The organism is Geodermatophilus sp. SYSU D00742, from assembly GCF_054049935.1.
In genome coordinates, this window is the sequence record NZ_JBJGYJ010000004.1 from 156748 (window position 1) to 174294 (window position 17547).

Below are 17547 nucleotides of genomic sequence, written 5' to 3' on the forward strand. Positions count from 1 at the left end.
TGACGTGGACACCGCCCTCCGCCCCGCCGTGCCGCCGCTCCCGCCCCTGGTGCGCCAGCCCGACGGGTTCACCGACCCCGCTCAGGAGTTCGTGACCCGGATGCGTGCGGCCGCCCCCGACTTCGCCGCCGCCGCCGGCGCCGAGACGGCCGTCGTGCGGGAGGTCGTCCCCCCGGCCCGGCACCGGAGGTCCCGCTGCCGGGTCGTGCTCCGCCTGCTCGGCGGCGAGGAGGCCGACCTGACCTTCCTCGGGCCGGTCAGCCGTGCCGCGTCCTCGGAGCGGGCCTTCGACCTGCAGATCCAGACCTACCTCGCCCAGGGCCGCGGCTCTGACGGCGACTGGCTGGTGCCCGACGACGAGGCCCCGGACGGCGTGGCCGTCGACGTCTCGGCCTGGTCGGCGACGGCGCGCACGTCCGCCTGAGCCCACGGCCCGTGGCCGGTGGCGTGGCGTGACCGGCCGCTCCGCTCTCCTGCGGGATCGCCCCCACACGCGGCGCTGACGGGACGGCTCAGGGCAGCCAGGCGTCCAGACCCGGATCGGGATGGCGGGCGGCCGAGCCGCTGCCGATGCCCGTGGAACCGATGACCGTCTGCCCGTCGTCGGCCGCCTCGTCGTCGTCGGAGTCGTGGCCCGCGCGGTCCTCGTCGAGCGCCTCGCGGACGACCCAGGAAGCCAGCCCACCGCCGTAGCCCTTGCGGGCCAGCATGCCGATCAGACGGCGCTCGGCGGTCGCCCGGTCGACCCGACGGAGGCCGGCCACGCGGCGGGCGACCAGCCGTCGGGCGGCGTCCCACTCGTCCTGGTCGTCGACGAGGGTGATCGCCTCCTCGGCGACCTCCGCGTCGATGCCCTTGGCCCGCAGCTCCGTCTTGAGGGCTCGCCGCGACAGGCCCCGACCGGCCTGGCGTGAGGTCACCCACGCCCGGGCGAAGGCGGCGTCGTCGATGAGACCCACCTCGCCGAACCGGTCCAGCACCCGCTCGGCGGCGTCGTCGGGCACCCCGCGCTTGGCGAGCAGATCGGCCAACTGCTGCCGGGTCTTGGGCGCACCGGTGAGGGCGCGCAGGCAGATGGACCGGGCCACCTGCTCGGGATCGCCGGGCTCGTCCTCCCCCACCGCACCGCCAGGCCGGGCGGCGTCCGCGTCGTCCGGGTCAGGGGACGAACGAGGACGCCGCCCGCGCCGGCGGTCGGAACCGGAGCGCTCTCGCGCCTCAGGCCAGCCGCTCACCGGCTCAGAAGTCGGGCGTCTCGGCGGCGGGCGCGTCGAGCTGCGGGCCGATGCCCAGCTTCTCCTTGACCTTCTTCTCGATCTCGTCGGCGAGGTCGGGGTTGTCCCGTAGGAAGGAGCGGACGTTCTCCTTGCCCTGACCGAGCTGGTCGCCCTCGTACGTGTACCAGGCACCGGACTTGCGGATGAAGCCCTGCTCGACGCCCGCGTCGATGAGGCCGCCCTCGCGGCTGAAACCGGTGCCCCAGAGCAGGTCGAGCTCGGCCTGCTTGAACGGTGCCGCCACCTTGTTCTTGACGACCTTGACCCGGACCCGGCTGCCCACCGCCTCCGTGCCCTGCTTGAGGGTCTCGATGCGGCGCACGTCGAGCCGGACCGACGAGTAGAACTTCAGCGCCCGGCCACCGGTGGTGACCTCCGGGGAGCCGTAGACCACGCCGACCTTCTCGCGCAGCTGGTTGATGAAGATCGCGGTGGTGCCGGAGTTGTTCAGCGCACCGGTGATCTTGCGCAGCGCCTGGCTCATCAGCCGGGCCTGCAGACCGACGTGGCTGTCACCCATCTCGCCCTCGATCTCGGCGCGGGGCACCAGCGCCGCGACGGAGTCGATGACGATGATGTCGAGCGCGCCGGAGCGGATCAGCATGTCGGCGATCTCGAGCGCCTGCTCACCGGTGTCGGGCTGGCTGACCAGCAGGGCGTCGGTGTCCACCCCGATCGCCCGGGCGTACTCGGGGTCGAGCGCGTGCTCGGCATCGATGAACGCCGCGATGCCGCCGGCGGCCTGGGCGTTGGCCACCGCGTGCAGGGCGACCGTGGTCTTGCCGGAGGCCTCGGGGCCGTACACCTCGATGACGCGGCCCCGCGGGAGGCCACCGATGCCGAGGGCGATGTCCAGGGCGATCGAGCCGGTCGGGATGACCTTGATCGCCTGTGCGGCGTTGTCGCCCAGCCGCATGACCGAACCCTTGCCGAACTGCTTGTCGATCTGGGCGAGGGCCATGTCGAGGGCCTTGTCGCGGTCGAGCGTTGCCATGGTGTTCACCTTCGGGAAGTCGCGTGGAGCGGGTCGGTGTCGACGCTAGAGCGAGGGTCTGACACTTCCGGGGGATCCGGCGGACCTGTGGAGGAGCACCCGGCCTGTGGACTGCGCCGCCCAATCTAGCCCGAACGTGTGTTCGACTGCCAGCGTGACACGCCGGTCGGACGAGTCAGCGGTCCCTGCGCGGGACGTCGTACTCCTCACAGATCGCCAGCCACACGCGTCGTACCGGCAGGCCCGCCTCCAGGGCCTCCACCGCGCTGCGGCCCCCGAGGGAGGAGAAGACGTGGTCCCGCGCCACGCTCTCGGCACGCATGGAGCCGAACTGCTCGGTGAGTCGGGACCAGAAATCCTGCAGGCGCACGCTATCGACGCTAGCGCGCGTCGGCGGGCAGCCGGTGGCGCCGAGCGACTCCTAGGCTGGCGCCGTGTTCCCCACCACGGGTTCCGCGACCTGGGACCTCGTCCTCGAGATCGGCATCGCCCTGTGCCTGCTGGTGTCGCTGGTGCTGCTGTACCGCAACTACCGGGGCCGCTGAACCGCGGCCTCCGGGCCACCGGCGCGGGCCCACACCACGAGGAGGGGCAGCACCAGCGCCGCGGAGACCCCGGCCACCAGCCCGTACCCGCCGAGCGCGAGCAGCGGGCCACCGACCACGCCGGCCACGGCGGCGCCCAGGCCCATGAGCAGGTCCGTGCCGCCCTGGGCCGTCGGCCTCAGGTCCTCCGCCACCGACCCGGTCACCAGCGTGGAACCGGCGATCAACCCGCAGGACCAACCGAGCCCGAGCAGCAGGAGGGCCACGCCCAACCGGACGGCGTCCCCCGGTCCGGCGGTGCCGGCCAGCGCGGCAGCGGCCAGCAGGAGCGTCGCGGCCAGCACGACCGTCGTCCGCCGCCCCGCCCGGTCCGCCACCTGCCCGACCAGGGGCGAGAACAGGTACATCCCCGCGACGTGCACGCTGATCACCACGCCGATGACCCGCAGGGTCGTCCCCTCGGGCCCGCCGGCGTGGCCCATGTGGACCGGGGTCATGACCATGACGCCGACCATGACGGCGTGGGACACCACGACCGCGGTGAGCCCGAGCCGGCCACCGGGGTCGGCCCACACCGCATGCAGGGCCGTGCTCGTCGCCCGGCGGGGACGCGTCGGACCGACGGTCCCCGCCCCGCGCAGCCGCCGGGCGAGCAGCAGCGGGTCCGGTCGCAGCAGGAGCAGGTTGCCGGCCGCGACGAGCACGAAGACCGTGAAGGAGATGACGAAGGCGCCGCCGAGTGCGGGCAGTCCCAGTGCGGTGCCCAGGTCACCGCCGGGGCCGGCCAGGTTGGGGCCGAGCACGGAGCCGACGGTCGTCGCCCAGACCACGAGCGAGAGCGCGCGCCCGCGTCGCTCGGGGGCGGCCAGGTCGGCGGCCGCGTACCGGGCCTGCAGTCCGCAGGCGGTCGCCGCCCCGCAGGCGAAGAGCCCGACCAGCAGCAGCGGGAGCGCGTCGACCACCGCGGCGACGACGGTCACCACCGAGCCGAGGGCGGCGAGCGAGTACCCGGCGGCCAGCCCGGCACGGCGGCCGGCCCGGTCGCTGATCCGCGCCAGCGGGACGGCGACGACCGCGGCGCCGAGCACTCCCGCCGTCTGCCCCAGGCCGGCCGCGGTGTCGCTGCCGGCGACGTCGCGGGCCAGCAGACCGCCGACGGTGATGCCCACGGTCACCCCGAGCCCACCGAGGGCCACGCCCCCGCCGAGCACCCCGAGGGTCCGGCGCTGGACGCGCTCCGGGTCGAGCGCCGACGAGGTCCCAGGGGTCACCGGAGACCGGCCCTACAGGCCCAGCGAGCGGCCGATGATCTCGCGCATGATCTCGTTGGTGCCGCCGTAGATGGGCTGGATGCGGGCGTCACGCCAGGCCTTGGAGACGAAGTACTCGTCCATGTAGCCGTAGCCGCCGTGCAGCTGCAGGCACCGGTCGGCGACCTTGTTCTGCAGCTCGGTCGTCCAGTACTTGGCCATCGCGGCGTCGACCGGCGTGAGGTCGCCGCTGTTGAGCTGCCGCATGCACTCGTCGACGAAGGTCCGTGCGACGGTGACCTCGGTCTGCAGCTCGGCCAGCACGAACCGGGTGTTCTGGAAGCTGCTCACCGGCTTGCCGAACGCCGTGCGTCCGGTGACGTACTCGATGGTGCGGGCCAGCACCGTCTCGGCGGAGGCGACGGCGCCGACGGCGATCGACAGCCGCTCCTGCGGCAGGTTCTCCATGAGGTGGTGGAAGCCGCGGTTCTCCGTGCCGAGGAGGTTCTCCGCCGGCACCCGCACGTCGTCGAAGAACAACTCGGCGGTGTCCTGGGCCTTGAGGCCGACCTTCTCCAGGTTCCGGCCACGGGTGAACCCGGGCATGTCCCGCTCGACGACGAGCAGGCTGAGCGCCTTGGAACCCGGGGCACCCGGGTCGGTGCGGGCCACCACGATCACCAGGTCGGCGTTGATGCCGTTGGTGATGAAGGTCTTGGAGCCGTTGAGCACCCAGGCGTCACCGTCGCGGCGGGCCGCGGTCCGGATGCCCTGCAGGTCGCTGCCGGCCGCGGGTTCGGTCATCGCGATGGCGGTGATGAGCTCGCCGCGGCAGAAGCCGGGCAGCCAGCGCCGCTTCTGCTCCTCGGTGCCGAGGTCGCGCAGGTAGGGCCCGGCGACGTCGTTGTGCAGTGCGAAGCCGACGCCGGTGGCGCCGACCCGCATCAGCTCCTCGTCGACCACCGCCTGGTAGCGGAAGTCCCGCACACCGCCGCCGCCGTACTCCTCGTCCATGTCGATGCCGAGCAGCCCCTGCGCGCCGGCCGAGGTCCACACCTCGCGGGGCACGATCCCCGCCTTCTCCCACTGCTCGTGGAAGGGGACGACGGTCTTCTCGGCCCAGGCCCGGACCATCTCGCGGAAGTCCTCGTGTTCGGCCTCGTACAGGGAACGGCGCATGGCGGTCAGTGTGCCCGAGACCGGCGTGCTCACCGGCGCACCTGCGCCTCAGGGCCACCGGGGCGCCGTGCCGGCCGGCCGGTACCCCCGGAACCAGTCGACGACGAGCTCCTTGGGCCAGGGGCCCGCCGGTGGTGCGCCGTCCGGTCCGGGGAGCGCGTAGACGTCGAGCATGAACTGCATCGGGTAGGCCGGGGACTGGTCGACGACGGTCACCACCTCGTCGTCGACGGTGAACACCAGTCGATCCGGGGTCCACTCCACGGCGTAGACGTGGAAGTCCCGGGCGTCGATCGGGAGGTTGCGCACGGCGAACTGGTCGGTGATCCGCGGGTCGCCGAAGGGGTGCACGCCCACGCCGACGTCGGCCTGGTCCGGGCCGACGCTGCGCCCGAAGACCTCGAAGACGCAGATCTCCGCCGACCGTTCAGGTGCGTCCTCGTAGCCGATCATCCACAGCGCCGCCATGGCCGCGGGGTCGTCGCTCACCCGTGCCCGGACCTCGAACAGCCCGTACTGCGGCGTGTACAGGCGGGCCGGTGGCTGCTCCTCCCGCACGACTGCGGCCGGGGTGAACCGGTGTTGACCGACCGCGCTGCCCAGCGGTCCCGCGTACAGCCCCGTCTGCAGCGAGGAGACACGGACCTCCCCGTCGAACTCGGGGCACCACGGCGGCTGGTCCTCCTCCACGACCAGGTGCAGGTGGCCACCGTCGAGCCGGTACCGGGCCGCCGCGGCGGACCGGGAACTCCACTGGGGCAGGTAGTACGGCAGCCACAGTGCGGGATCGAGGACGTCCCCGTCGAAGGTGTCCTCGACCTCGAGGTCGTACCGCGATCGGGCGCCGGTCATGACCGCTGATCCTGGCAGCAGGGCGGAGTGTCGTCCCCCTGTGGAGACTGGGGCCGTGACCGCTCTCGACCGGTTCTCCGAGCCCACCCGGGCGTGGTTCACCGGCGCCTTCGCCGAGCCCACGGCCGCACAGGAGGGTGCCTGGGAGGCCATCAGCAGCGGTGGGCACGCCCTCGTGGTCGCGCCCACCGGCTCCGGCAAGACCCTCGCGGCGTTCCTGTGGTCACTGGACCGACTGGCCAGCACCCCGCCACCGGTCGACGAACGTGCCCGCTGTCGGGTGCTGTACGTCTCCCCGCTCAAGGCGCTGGCCGTCGACGTCGAGCGCAACCTCCGGGCACCGCTGGCCGGCATCGGACAGGCCGCGGCGCGGCTGGGTCTGGCCCGCCCGGAGATCCAGGTCGGCATCCGCTCCGGCGACACCCCGGCCGACGAGCGGCGGGCCTTCACCCGGCGACCGACCGACATCCTCATCACCACGCCGGAGTCGCTGTTCCTGCTGCTCACCAGCTCGGCCCGGGAAGCGCTGCGCGGGGTCGAGACGGTGATCGTCGACGAGGTGCACGCCGTCGCCGACACCAAGCGCGGGGCGCACATGGCGGTCTCCCTCGACCGGCTCGACGAGCTGCTCGAGCGTCCCGCGCAGCGCATCGGCCTGTCGGCCACCGTCCGGCCCGTCGAGGAGGTGGCGACGTTCCTCGCCGGTGGTCGTCCGGTGGAGGTCGTGGCCCCCGGCTCGGCGAAGGAGTGGGACCTCTCCGTCGTCGTCCCGGTCGAGGACATGAGCACCCTCGGGCAGGCGACCGGCGAGCTGGACGGCTCAGCGGCCGGCAACCAACCGCGGACGTCCATCTGGCCCGCGGTCGAGGAGCGCGTGCTCGACCTGGTCCAGACGCACCGCAGCACGATCGTGTTCGCCAACTCCCGGCGGCTGGCCGAGCGGCTGACCAGCCGGCTCAACGAGCTGGCCTACGAACGCGCGACCGGCGAGACGGTGCCGCCCGGCACCAACGCCGCCGCGCTCATGGCCCAGGCCGGCTCCGGCGGCGGCGTGCCCGAGGGCGTGCGGCCCGTCGCCGCGGCCCACCACGGCTCGGTGTCGCGGGAACAGCGGGCGGTCGTCGAGGAGGCGCTGAAGTCGGGGCAGCTGCCGGCGGTCGTCGCCACCTCCAGCCTCGAGCTCGGCATCGACATGGGCGCGGTCGACCTCGTCGTCCAGGTGGAGGCGCCGCCCACCGTGGCCTCGGGCCTGCAACGGGTGGGCCGGGCCGGGCACCAGGTGGGCGCGGTCAGCCGCGGGGTGCTGTTCCCCAAGTACCGCGGCGACCTCGTGCAGTGCGCCCTGGTCGCCGAGCGCATGAAGGCCGGCGCCATCGAGTCGATCCGCTACCTGCGCAACCCGCTCGACGTCCTCGCCCAGCAGGTCGTCGCGATCGTCTCGGAGCGGCCGCGGACCGTGGACGAGGTGGCAGAGCTGGTCCGGCGGTCGGCGCCGTTCGCCTCGCTGCCCGAGTCCGCGCTGCACGCCGTCCTCGACATGCTGGCCGGCCGCTACCCCTCCGACGCGTTCGCCGAACTGCGTCCCCGCCTCACGTGGGACCGCGTCACCGACACGCTCACCGCCCGCAGCAGCGCACAGCGGCTCGCCGTGACCAGCGGCGGCACCATCCCCGACCGCGGCCTCTTCGGCGTGTTCCTCGTCGGCGGGGAGGGGTCCGGCGGTCGGCGGGTCGGCGAGCTGGACGAGGAGATGGTCTACGAGTCGCGGGTGGGTGACGTCTTCCTGCTCGGCTCCTCCTCGTGGCGGATCGAGGAGATCACGCACGACCGGGTGCTGGTCAGCCCGGCGCCCGGCCAGCCGGGGAAGATGCCCTTCTGGCACGGCGACGCACCCGGCCGTCCCCTCGAGCTCGGCCGGGCGCTGGGCGCCTTCCTGCGGGAGGTCGGCTCCGCCACCCCCGAGGCCGGTCTGGACCGCGCCCGGGCGGCGGGCCTCGACGAGTGGGGTGCGGCCAACCTGCTCGCCTACCTCGCCGAGCAGAAGCAGGCCACCGGCCACCTCCCCGACGACCGGACGCTGCTCGTCGAGCGTTTCCGCGACGAGCTCGGCGACTGGCGGCTGGTGGTGCACTCCCCCTTCGGCGCGCAGGTCAACGCCCCCTGGGCGCTGGTGCTGGCGGCCCGGCTGCGGGAGCGCTACGGCGTGGACGTCGCGTCCATGCACTCCGACGACGGCATCGTGCTGCGGCTGCCGGACACGACCGGCGAACCGCCGGAGGCCGATCTCGCCGTCCTCGACCCCGACGACGTCGAGCGGGAGGTGACCGCCGAGGTCGGCAACTCCGCCCTCTTCGCCAGCCGGTTCCGCGAGTGCGCGGCACGAGCGCTCCTCCTCCCCCGTCGCGATCCCCGCCGTCGCACCCCCCTGTGGCAGCAGCGGCAGCGGGCGGCCCAGCTGCTGTCGGTGGCGAGCGAGTTCTCCAGCTTCCCGATCACGCTGGAGGCCGCCCGCGAGGTGCTGCAGGACGTCTACGACGTCCCGGGGCTGGTCGAGCTGATGGGCGACGTGCGCGCCCGGCGGGTGCGGGTGGTCGACGTCCAGACGCAGGCTGCGTCACCGTTCGCCCAGTCGCTGCTGTTCGGCTACGTCGGGCAGTTCCTCTACGAGGGCGACGCCCCGCTGGCCGAGCGCCGCGCCCAGGCGCTCGCCCTCGACACCGGCCTGCTCGCCGAGCTGCTCGGCCGCTCGGAACTGCGGGAACTGCTCGACGCGGAAGCGCTGGCCGAGGTCGAGGCCGAGCTGCAGCGCCTGCCGGCGGACCGGCACCCCCGCGGCATGGACGGCGCGGCCGACCTGCTGCGCCTCGTCGGTGACCTCACGCCGGCCGAGGCAGCGGCCCGTGGCGTCCCACGGGAGTGGCTCGACGAGCTGGTCGCCGCCCGGCGCGCGCTGGTGGTGCGGATCGCCGGCGAGGAGCGCCACGTGGCCATCGAGGACGCCGGCCGCCTCCGCGACGCGCTGGGCACGGCCCTCCCCGTCGGCGTGCCCGAGGTCTTCACCGAACCGGTGCCCGACCCCCTCGGCGACCTCGTGGGCCGCTACGCCCGCACGCACGGACCCTTCCAGCCCGCCGAGGTCGCCCAGCGGCTGGGACTGGGCGTCGCGGTCGTCACCGCCACGGTGCAGCGCCTCGTGGGCACCGGTCGGCTCGTCACCGGCGAGTTCCGTCCGGGCGGCACCGGCCAGGAGTGGTGCGACACCGACGTACTGCGGTCCGTCCGCCGCCGCAGCCTGGCCCGACTGCGTCAGGAGGTCGAACCGGTCCCGATCGGCACACTGGCGCGGTTCACCCCGTCCTGGCAGTCGGTGGGCAGCCGGATGCGGGGGCCGGACGGTGTGCTGGCCGTCGTCGAGCAACTGGCCGGCGCGCTCGTGCCGGCCAGTGCGCTGGAGTCGCTGGTGCTGCCGGCCCGGGTGCGCGACTACGCCCCCGGGATGCTCGACGAGCTCACCAGCGCCGGCGAGGTGCTGTGGGCCGGCGCCGGGGGTCTGCCCGGCGGCGACGGGTGGATCACCCTCGTCCCGGCCGACCTCGCGCCGCTGCTGCTGCCCGAGCCCCTGGAACTCGGTGGGGTGGGCGACGGTAGCGACGACGGCGTCGGCTCTGCCCTTCTGGAGCAGCTTTCGGCCGGTCAGGCCCTCTTCTTCCGCGGGCTGTCCGACCTCGTCGGCGCCACCGACGACACGGCCCTCGCCGACGTGGTGTGGGACCTCGTGTGGGCCGGGTTGCTCACCAACGACACCCTGGCCCCCCTGCGCACCCGGCTGGCCGGCGGCGGCACGCACAAGCGGCAGCCGGCACCCCCGCGGGCTCGACTGGACCGCACCCGTTACGGGCGCCCCCGGCTGGGCCGGCCTGCGATGCCCACGCGCACCGGGCCGCCGACGGTGGCCGGCCGCTGGTCCCGGCTGCCCGAACGCGAGACCAACCCGACCAAGCGGACGACCGCCCGTGCCGAGGCACTGCTCGAACGGCACGGCGTGCTCACCCGCGGTGCGGTGATGGCCGAGCAGGTGCCCGGTGGCTTCCCCGCGGTCTACCCGGTGCTGCGGGCCTTCGAGGAGAATGGCCGGGCCAGGCGCGGCTACTTCGTCGAGACCCTCGGCGCCGCCCAGTTCGGCACCCCCGGATCGGTCGACCGGCTCCGCAGCTTCGCCACGCCGGACCGGGTGCCCGGCGGCGCGGTGGTGCTGGCCGCCACCGACCCCGCCAACGTCTACGGCGCCGCGCTGCCCTGGCCGGAGCGGTCGGCCGGCGGCGGTGAGGAGGCCGTGGACGTCGGCGAGGGCACCGGCGGGAGGCGTGCGGGTGCCGGGCACCGGGCCGGGCGCAAGGCCGGCGCCCTCGTGGTGCTCGTCGACGGCGACCTGGTGCTCTACGTCGAGCGCGGCGGCAAGACGCTCCTGTCGTGGACCGAGGACGAGACGGTGCTGAAGGAGGCCGCGACGGCGCTCTCCGGGGCAGCGGCCGCCGGCGCGCTGGGCCGGATGGTCGTGCAGAAGGCGGACGGGGCGTCGGTGCACGAGTCGACGCCGCTGTCGGCGGCCCTGCAGGCGGCCGGGTTCGCCGCCACGCCCCGCGGCCTGCGCCTGCGCGCGTGACCGGCGGGCGCGCCGCGGTGTCCCCGGGCGAGGCCGTCCGCCGCACGCGGTCCCGCGGCCCCGGCCGAGGGTTGCCCCCTTACCTCAGCGCTCCGGGCGCAGCCAGCCGGCGAACAGGCGGGTCAGGGTCGGCATGACCACGAAGCCGAGCAACACCACGACGATGCAGGCCGACAGCAGCAGCCGCAGTGGCCAGGGCCACCCGTCGATGTGCGGCATGACCAGCAGCTGCAGCGCCGAGGTGATGAGGAAGACCGCGGCGATGGTGAGCACCGTCGAGCGCCAGCGCGGCCCCGGCGTGGCCGGCCGGGTGAAGAAGCTGTCGAGCCCGGCCACCCGCGCGTACCGCTCCTCGTCGATCATCTCCTGCATCCGCTCCAGGGCCTGGTGCCGCTGCGGGGAGGCCTCCCACGCGGCCAGCGAGGCGTCGTCCCGGAAGCGGTAGACCAGGTGGTACTCGGAGCTGCCCAACCCCGGCTTGAGCAGGGTGCCACCGAGGTTGCCGGGGTAGGTCGCGGCGAGCGCGAGCACGTCGGCGGCCCACCGCTCGAACGCCTGCCGGCGGTGGGGCCGGACCACCCGGGCCACGGTGACGGTCACCGGCTCGGGCGTGCGTCCGGCGACCTCGCGTCGGGGCAGGCGGGGACGGAGCAGGGTCGAGACGGCCACGGGTACCTCAGCGCTGAGAGACCCTCGGGTCATCCCTGCTGTCAGCGGTCTCACAGCAGGTGGCTACGCCGCAGGGGACACTGGCGGCGTGCCCGAGGGAGACACCGTCTGGCTGGCGGCCAAGCGCATGCACACCGCGCTGGCCGGGGCCACGTTGCGCCGTGGCGAGCTCCGGGTCCCGCAGCTTGCCGCCACCGACCTCGCCGGGCGCTCCGTCACCGAGGTCGTCCCCCGCGGCAAGCACCTGCTCCTCCGCTTCGCCGACGGGTGGACCCTGCGCACCCACTTCCGGATGGACGGCAGCTGGCACATCTACCGCCCGGGCGCCCGGTGGCGTGGCGGCCCCGCGTTCGACATCCGCGCCGTGCTGGCCACCGAGCAGTGGGAGTGCGTCGGCTACCGGCTGCACGACGTCACCCTGGTGCGCACCGCCCACGAGGACCAGCTGGTCGGCCACCTCGGCCCCGACGTCCTCGGGCCCGACTGGGACCTGGAGGAGGCACTGCGCCGGCTGCGGTCGCACCCCGACGAGCAGATCGGCGTGGCGCTGCTCGACCAGCGCAACCTGGCCGGCATCGGCAACCTCTACAAGGTGGAGACGCTGTTCGTCTGCGGCGTCCACCCGTGGATCCGGGTGGCCGACGTCCCGGACCTCACCGGACTGGTCGAACGGGCGCGCACCCTCATGCTGGCCAACCGCGAGCACCCCGAGCAGAGCACCACCGGGAGCCTCCGCCGCGGCGAGGACCACTGGGTCTTCGGCCGCAAGGGCCGCCCCTGCCGGCGCTGCGGCACCCCGATCCTGCTCGGCGACCAGGGCCCCGACCTGCAGGAGCGGGTCACCTACTGGTGTCCGAACTGTCAGGCGGCCCGTTCCCCCGTCGACCCGGCCGCCCGCACCGGAGAGCCGGGCCGGCCCCGCCCGCTCATCGGCTCCTCCTGACACACGGGACGACAGCCCCGCAGCCGTCGCCGGGCGGCGTCGCCCTCCACCGGGTCGCCGCCGGGATCGAGGAGGACGCCGGCGGAGGTCCGGGGCCCGAGGGCGGGGAGTCCCCCGGTCAGCCCCGACACCCGACCGGCCCGGCGGCCGGCAACCGGTACCGGCGGCCTACCGATCCGGCTCATCCGGGTCGAGGAGGTCCACCAGGAGGACGGCGAGCAGGGTCTCGGCGCGCCGCCGCAGGGACGCAGGAGGGGTCGCCGCGACCACCACCGCGAGCCGCGCGGGGGAGGCGAGCAGACCCAGGAAGAACAGCAGGGCGACGCCGGTGGCCACCACCGACCCGACGAGGCCGACGCGGAACACGCCCACCAGGGCCGGCGACCGCAGGACGAGGCCCACCGTCATCGCCACGACCCCGAGAGCGCAGCTCGCCCATGCCACCCGTACGGACCAGAGCAGGAGGCGGTAGGTGGGGTCGCCGTGCCCGGCGCCCGGGGCATCGTCGTGCACCGCCACCGGGCCATCGTGACGCCGTGCGGGGAACCGGGCCACCGCGAGCCGCCGCAGTTCAGGCGCGGTGCGGCCCTGCTATTGCCCCCGACGGGTGACCCCCCTAGCCTCCGTTGCACGTCAACGCCGGGTGTGGCACTCGTCACACCTCCGGGCTCGAAGGGGCACCGATGCCGAACTCCATGGAAGCCGTCGTCTGTCACGGCCCGGAGGACTACCGCCTCGAGGAGGTCCCCGTCCCCAAACGCGGGCCCGGGGAGGCGCTGGTCCGGGTGGAGGCCGTGGGCATCTGCGCCAGCGACCTGAAGTGCTACCACGGCGCGGCGAAGTTCTGGGGGGACGAGAACCGTCCCGCCTGGGCCGAGACCCAGGTCATCCCCGGACACGAGTTCGTCGGCGAGGTCGTCGACCTCGACGAGGAGGCCAGCCGCCGCTGGGGCATCGACGTCGGTGACCGGGTGACGTCGGAGCAGATCGTCCCCTGCTGGAAGTGCCGCTACTGCCTCCGCGGCCAGTACCACATGTGCGCTCCGCACGACCTGTACGGCTTCAAGCGCCGGACCCCCGGCGGCATGGCGTCCTACATGGTGTATCCGGTCGAGGCGCTGGTGCACAAGATCTCGAAGGACCTCCCGGCAGCGCACGCGGCCTTCATCGAGCCGCTGTCGTGCGCCCTGCACGCCGTCGAGCGCGCCGACATCCACTTCGAGGACGTCGTGGTCGTCGCCGGCTGCGGCCCGATCGGGCTCGGCATGATCGCCGGCGCCAAGGCGAAGTACCCCACCACGGTGGTGGCCCTGGACGTCGCCCCGGCGAAGCTCGACCTCGCCAGGCAGGTCGGCGCCGACCTCACGATCAACATCGCCGAGGAGGACGCCGTCGCGATCGTCAAGGACATGACCGACGGTTACGGCGCCGACGTCTACCTGGAGGGGACCGGCCATCCCTCTGCCGTGCCGCAGGGGCTCAACCTGCTGCGCAAGCTCGGGACCTTCGTCGAGTACAGCGTCTTCAAGGACGACGTCACCGTCGACTGGAGCATCATCAGTGACGACAAGGAGCTCGACGTCCGCGGCGCCCACCTCGGCCCCCACTGCTGGCCGACGGCCGCCCGGATGCTCGAGTCCGGTGTGCTGCCGATGGACCAGATCGTGACGCACCAACTCCCGGTGCGGGAGTTCAAGGAAGGCCTCGACCTGGTGGCCTCCGGCACGAAGTCCGTCAAGGTCTCCCTCATCCCCGACTGATCCCGGCTGGACCGCGCCTCCACCCGCCCCACCGTCCCCGCTGTACGCCCCGGTACGACTCCGCAGACACCTGGAGATCCCCATGCACGGCAGTCACCCCCTGTACGGCCGCGACCTCGGGCAGCGCCCCCTGTCCCGCCGCTCCATGCTGCAGGCGCTCGGGTTCGGGGTGGCCGGCCTCGCGGGCGTGCCCCTGCTGTCGGCGTGCGGCACGGGGGGCAGCACGGGAGGAGGGGGGAACCAGGACAACGGTGCCGCGGAGGTGACCGGCGGGTTCGACTGGAAGAAGGCCGACGGCGAGACGATCAGGATCCTGCAGACGCCGCACCCCTACCAGCAGAGCTTCCAGCCCCTGCTGGCCGAGTTCACCCAGCTGACCGGCATCCAGGTGGAGGTCGAGCTGGTGCCCGAGGCCGACTACTTCACCCGCCTGAACACCGAGCTCGCCGGTGGCGCCGGCAACTACGACGCCTTCATGACCGGTGCCTACTTCATCTGGCAGTACGGCCCCCCCGGCTGGATGGAGGACCTGCAGCCCTGGATCGAGAACGACTCCGCCACCAGCCCGGACTACGACTTCGAGGACATCTACGAGGGTCTGCGCAACGCCACCCGCTGGGACTTCCAGCTCGGCAGCCCGCTGGGCAGCGGTGGCCAGTGGGCGATCCCGTGGGGGTTCGAGACCAACGTCATCGCGTACAACAAGGCGGAGTTCGACCGCCGCGGCATCCGGCCGGCGGAGACCTTCGAGGAGCTCCAGCAGATCGCCGTCGACCTGACCGACCGCGCCGCCGGACGCTACGGGATCGCCTTCCGCGGCTCCCGCTCCTGGGCGTCGATCCACCCGGGGTACATGACGCAGTACACCCGGGAGGGCGCCCGGGACTACACCGCGGACGGCGACCAACTCCAGGCCGCGATGAACTCGCCGGAGGCGGTGGACTTCACCCAGGCGTGGGTGAACCTCGCCAGGGACGCCGGACCCGCGGGCTGGACGACGTACGAGTACCCCGACGTCACCCGGGACCTCGGCAACGGGTCGGCGATGATGGCCTACGACGCCGACAGCGCCACCTACCCCCTCAACGTCCCCGGGGCGAGCGCCCAGGCCGGCAACCTCGCCTGGCACCCCGGGCCGGCCGGCCCCGACGGCAGCTACGCCACGAACCTGTGGACGTGGTCGTGGGCCATGAACGCGGCCTCGCAGAACAAGCTCCCCGCCTGGCTGTTCATCCAGTGGGCGACCAGTTCGGACGCGATGACCAAGGCGGTCCAGCAGGGCACCTTCGCCGACCCCACCCGCGCCTCGGTGTTCGACGGCGCCTTCAAGCAGACCCTGGGGAACTTCCCCGGCTACCTCGAGACCTTCGAGACCGTCATCGACAGCACCGCGATCCAGTTCACGCCGCAGACCCACTTCTTCGAGACCACCGAGGAGTGGTCCGTCGCGCTCCAGGACATCTACGACGGTGCCGACGCCAAGGAACGGCTCGATGCCCTCGCCGAGCAGAGCACGGAGATCGTGAACAGCTGACGCGCAGCGCCAGCCGTCCCTCGCTGCGGAAGGACAGTCCGTGACCACGACAGTTCCCGGCCGGCCCCCTGACCAGGAGGCGCCGGCCCCCGCCGAGGGTCAGCAGCCCCCGGTCGTCCCGTCCTGGCGACGGCGCCTGCGCCCCTACGTGCTGGCCGTACCCGCACTGGCCATCACCATCGGGATCCTCTACCCGTTCGTCCTCGGCGCGTACTACGCGTTCATCAACTACTCGGCGACCAATCCCACCCCGACCTTCGTCGGCCTCGACAACTTCCAGACGGTGCTCTCCAGCAGCGTCTTCTGGGCCAGCGTCCGGACGACGCTGCTGTTCGCGGTGGCCGCCACCGTGCTCGAGACGGTGCTCGGCGTCGGGATCGCGCTGCTGCTCTACCGGGCGAGCTTCGTGGGGCGGATCTTCGAGCGGGTGCTCATCCTCCCGCTGATGATCGCGCCGGTGATCGCCGGAGTCATCTGGGGGCTGATGTACAACCCGCAGTTCGGCGTCCTCAACTACGTCTTCGGGCTCGGCAACTTCGACTGGCTCAGCCGGAGCAACGCGCTGTGGTCGGTCATCCTCGTCGACATCTGGATCTTCACGCCCTTCGTGGCGATCCTCGTGCTGGCCGGGTTGCGGTCGCTGCCGCGGGAACCGTTCGAGGCCTCGTCGGTGGACGGCGCCAGCTGGTTCTACATGTTCCGCCGGCTGATGCTGCCGATGATGTGGCCGTACATCCTCGTCGCGGTGATCTTCCGCTTCATGGACTCGCTGAAGGTCTTCGACCAGGTGTTCGTCCTCACCGCGGGCGGCCCGGGCAACGAGACCCGGACCCTGCAGATCGGGGCCTACCAGGACTCGATCATCAACCTGAACTACTCGCGCGGGGCGACCTACATGTTCCTGCTGTGGGTGCTCGTCTTCATCACCGCGCGCTGGCTGGTCAGCGTGCTGGGCAAGGCGCAGCGCCGCGCTGCCGGAGCGGAGGACTGACATGGCCACGGAACTCATGCCGGGCCAGAAGCGCTTCACGCCCGCCTCGATCGGTGCGGACGTGGTGCTGGTGCTGTGGTTCGTCTTCTCGCTGTTCCCGATCGTCTGGATGGTCCTGCTGTCGCTGAAGACGCCGGCCGAGCAGACGACGACGTACTTCGCGTTCTCGCCGACGCTGGAGAACTTCGCCACGGTGCTCAGCGACGAGGGGACGCGGCTGACCAGCGTCAACTACCCGGGCGCGATCCTCTCCAGCGTCGTGAACTGCGGTGGCGCCGTCCTCGTCTCGCTGTTGATCGGCATCCCGGCCGCCTACGCCGCGGGCCGCTACCGCTTCCGCGGCTCGAACGACCTGATGTTCACGATCCTGTCGTTCCGGTTCGCCCCGGAGCTGATGGTGATCGTGCCGCTGTTCGTGATCTACAACCAGATCGGCCTGTTCGACACCCGCGTCGGCATGATCTGGGTGCTCCAACTGGTGACGATGCCGCTGGTCGTGTGGATCCTGCGGTCATACTTCGAGGACCTGCCCGAGGACCTGGAGCAGGCCGCCCTGCTGGACGGGTACACCCGCCGCCGGGCGTTCGTGATGGTGGCCCTGCCGCTGGTGCGGCCCGGCATCGCGGCGGCCGCCCTGCTCGCCTTCATCTTCGCCTGGAACAACTACGTGTTCCCCCTCATCCTCGCCGGCTCGGAGAACGCCACGGTCACCGTCGCGATCTCGCGGTTCCTCGGCGGTGGCGGCCAGGCGTTCTACAACCTCACCGCGGCGGCGGCACTGATCGGCGCCCTGCCACCGTTGATCCTCGCCCTCACCATCCAGCGGTACCTGGTGCGGGGCCTGTCGTTCGGGGCGGTGAAGGCCTGATGGGTGCGGTGCAGCTCCAAGG

General features: G+C 72.9%; 15 protein-coding genes. 7 read left to right on the plus strand and 8 right to left on the minus strand.

Annotated elements, in window-relative coordinates; genetic code table 11:
• Positions 1-4 precede the first annotated feature (4 nt).
• Positions 5-424, plus strand: a complete 420-nt coding sequence (locus ACI78V_RS04570) for a hypothetical protein (RefSeq protein WP_456849354.1) — start codon at positions 5-7, stop codon at positions 422-424.
• Positions 425-512: 88 nt separating this feature from the next.
• On the opposite strand, the gene ACI78V_RS04575 is transcribed toward ACI78V_RS04570, so the two are convergent.
• The 6 genes from ACI78V_RS04575 to ACI78V_RS04600 form a co-directional block, all read right to left on the minus strand.
• Positions 513-1121: a regulatory protein RecX gene (locus ACI78V_RS04575; RefSeq protein ID WP_456849356.1), complete on the minus strand. Its 609-nt coding sequence runs from the start codon at positions 1119-1121 to the stop codon at positions 513-515.
• Between the two features lie 118 nt (positions 1122-1239).
• Positions 1240-2271, minus strand: a complete 1032-nt coding sequence (recA, locus tag ACI78V_RS04580; RefSeq protein WP_456849358.1) for a recombinase RecA — start codon at positions 2269-2271, stop codon at positions 1240-1242.
• 175 nt (positions 2272-2446) lie between these two features.
• Positions 2447-2641 (minus strand): DUF3046 domain-containing protein, encoded by a 195-nt coding sequence (locus tag ACI78V_RS04585; RefSeq protein ID WP_456849360.1) that lies wholly within the window; start codon positions 2639-2641, stop codon positions 2447-2449.
• A 159-nt stretch (positions 2642-2800) separates the two neighbouring features.
• Entirely contained in the window at positions 2801-4087 is a 1287-nt protein-coding gene (locus ACI78V_RS04590; RefSeq protein WP_456849361.1) for an MFS transporter, read from the minus strand.
• 12 nt (positions 4088-4099) lie between these two features.
• Positions 4100-5245: an acyl-CoA dehydrogenase family protein gene (locus tag ACI78V_RS04595; RefSeq protein WP_456849362.1), complete on the minus strand. Its 1146-nt coding sequence runs from the start codon at positions 5243-5245 to the stop codon at positions 4100-4102.
• Positions 5246-5293: 48 nt separating this feature from the next.
• Positions 5294-6097: a glycoside hydrolase family 16 protein gene (locus tag ACI78V_RS04600; protein ID WP_456849364.1), complete on the minus strand. Its 804-nt coding sequence runs from the start codon at positions 6095-6097 to the stop codon at positions 5294-5296.
• 55 nt (positions 6098-6152) lie between these two features.
• Between ACI78V_RS04600 and ACI78V_RS04605 the strand changes: the two genes are divergently transcribed.
• Positions 6153-10760 (plus strand): ATP-dependent helicase, encoded by a 4608-nt coding sequence (locus ACI78V_RS04605; protein ID WP_456849366.1) that lies wholly within the window; start codon positions 6153-6155, stop codon positions 10758-10760.
• An 84-nt stretch (positions 10761-10844) separates the two neighbouring features.
• On the opposite strand, the gene ACI78V_RS04610 is transcribed toward ACI78V_RS04605, so the two are convergent.
• On the minus strand, positions 10845-11429 hold the full coding sequence (locus ACI78V_RS04610; RefSeq protein ID WP_456849368.1) for an antibiotic biosynthesis monooxygenase: 585 nt from the start codon (positions 11427-11429) through the stop codon (positions 10845-10847).
• 88 nt (positions 11430-11517) lie between these two features.
• Here ACI78V_RS04610 and ACI78V_RS04615 point away from each other — a divergent pair, with 88 nt between their 5' ends.
• Positions 11518-12372, plus strand: coding sequence for a DNA-formamidopyrimidine glycosylase family protein (locus ACI78V_RS04615; protein ID WP_456849370.1), 855 nt, complete (start codon positions 11518-11520; stop codon positions 12370-12372).
• A 168-nt stretch (positions 12373-12540) separates the two neighbouring features.
• On the opposite strand, the gene ACI78V_RS04620 is transcribed toward ACI78V_RS04615, so the two are convergent.
• Positions 12541-12891 (minus strand): hypothetical protein, encoded by a 351-nt coding sequence (locus ACI78V_RS04620; protein WP_456849372.1) that lies wholly within the window; start codon positions 12889-12891, stop codon positions 12541-12543.
• A 164-nt stretch (positions 12892-13055) separates the two neighbouring features.
• Here ACI78V_RS04620 and ACI78V_RS04625 point away from each other — a divergent pair, with 164 nt between their 5' ends.
• The 4 genes from ACI78V_RS04625 to ACI78V_RS04640 all read left to right on the plus strand — a co-directional run bounded on the left by ACI78V_RS04625 (position 13056) and on the right by ACI78V_RS04640 (position 17525).
• On the plus strand, positions 13056-14132 hold the full coding sequence (locus ACI78V_RS04625; RefSeq protein WP_456849374.1) for an alcohol dehydrogenase catalytic domain-containing protein: 1077 nt from the start codon (positions 13056-13058) through the stop codon (positions 14130-14132).
• Positions 14133-14214: 82 nt separating this feature from the next.
• Entirely contained in the window at positions 14215-15666 is a 1452-nt protein-coding gene (locus ACI78V_RS04630) for an ABC transporter substrate-binding protein (RefSeq protein WP_456849376.1), read from the plus strand.
• 40 nt (positions 15667-15706) lie between these two features.
• Positions 15707-16657 (plus strand): carbohydrate ABC transporter permease, encoded by a 951-nt coding sequence (locus ACI78V_RS04635; protein WP_456849378.1) that lies wholly within the window; start codon positions 15707-15709, stop codon positions 16655-16657.
• A 1-nt stretch (position 16658) separates the two neighbouring features.
• Positions 16659-17525 (plus strand): carbohydrate ABC transporter permease, encoded by an 867-nt coding sequence (locus tag ACI78V_RS04640; protein ID WP_456849380.1) that lies wholly within the window; start codon positions 16659-16661, stop codon positions 17523-17525.
• Positions 17526-17547: the final 22 nt, after the last annotated feature.

What these genes read in the sequence shown, in the direction of transcription:
- recA (WP_456849358.1), bottom strand. Translation starts at nt 2,271, where the DNA reads ATGGCAACGCTCGACCGCGACAAGGCCCTCGACATGGCCCTCGCCCAG.
- ACI78V_RS04595 (WP_456849362.1), bottom strand. Translation starts at nt 5,245, where the DNA reads ATGCGCCGTTCCCTGTACGAGGCCGAACACGAGGACTTCCGCGAGATG.
- ACI78V_RS04600 (WP_456849364.1), bottom strand. Translation starts at nt 6,097, where the DNA reads ATGACCGGCGCCCGATCGCGGTACGACCTCGAGGTCGAGGACACCTTC.
- ACI78V_RS04625 (WP_456849374.1), top strand. Translation starts at nt 13,056, where the DNA reads ATGCCGAACTCCATGGAAGCCGTCGTCTGTCACGGCCCGGAGGACTAC.
- ACI78V_RS04630 (WP_456849376.1), top strand. Translation starts at nt 14,215, where the DNA reads ATGCACGGCAGTCACCCCCTGTACGGCCGCGACCTCGGGCAGCGCCCC.
- ACI78V_RS04640 (WP_456849380.1), top strand. Translation starts at nt 16,659, where the DNA reads ATGGCCACGGAACTCATGCCGGGCCAGAAGCGCTTCACGCCCGCCTCG.